The 673-nt window shown below is 40.4% G+C and carries 1 protein-coding gene; it reads right to left on the bottom strand.

The annotated features are described in order from the left end of the window. Positions 1–191: 191 nt before the first annotated feature. Positions 192–673: transposase (locus FHQ08_RS12635; protein WP_230914745.1), on the bottom strand; the 482-nt coding region annotated here is incomplete at its 5' end.

Raw genomic sequence — 673 nt, 5'->3', positions numbered from 1 at the left:
CCTACGATTAGTCAAGTGTTAATTCCAACTAAATCATCTGTTAATGAATCAATGTCTATTGTATAAGGTTTGCGTCACTTGAGTATGCTTCACCCCCATGGGGGTGAAATTAGGGTAACTCAAATACACCGCGATCGGTTGCTTTTTCAGATCTATATCGTGGTATACTTGATTTTATAAGGTGTCAGGCCTTATTGGGCTTCGAGCCCGTGATATAACTTATAGTTATATGTTTGGTGACTTTTAATCATGACAAACAGACATTTGATCAGTTTATTCATGCAAGCCACCGTTGCGACCTTATCCAATTTTGGATGAGGTCCTTTTTTTCGTAAGCGATAATAAAAGTCGACAATATGATTGGGCACCTTGGTCAAGCCGTAGACTCGACGCATATTGGCCACTGTTAAATAAAATAAGCCACGGGCGTAAGGATCGCCACGTTTATTGATATGATCAATCGCTCGGTAAGTACCAGATTGGTATTGTCTTAAGTCGATGCCGATATAAGCATTGATCTGTTTGGCATTGTCAAAGCGGGTGAAATCACCGACCTCACCAATGATTCGGCTAGCTGTCAATTCACCAATGCCAGGCATAGAAGTCAAGATCTCAAATTCTGGTAAAGCTTTCGCTTGCGCTATCAATTGTTTCTGTATTTTCTCTTTTTGCT

It is taken from the genome of Agrilactobacillus fermenti (assembly GCF_021030645.1).
Taxonomy (GTDB): Bacteria; Bacillota; Bacilli; order Lactobacillales; family Lactobacillaceae; genus Agrilactobacillus; species Agrilactobacillus fermenti.
This window is presented reverse-complemented; position numbering and strand designations above follow the sequence as displayed.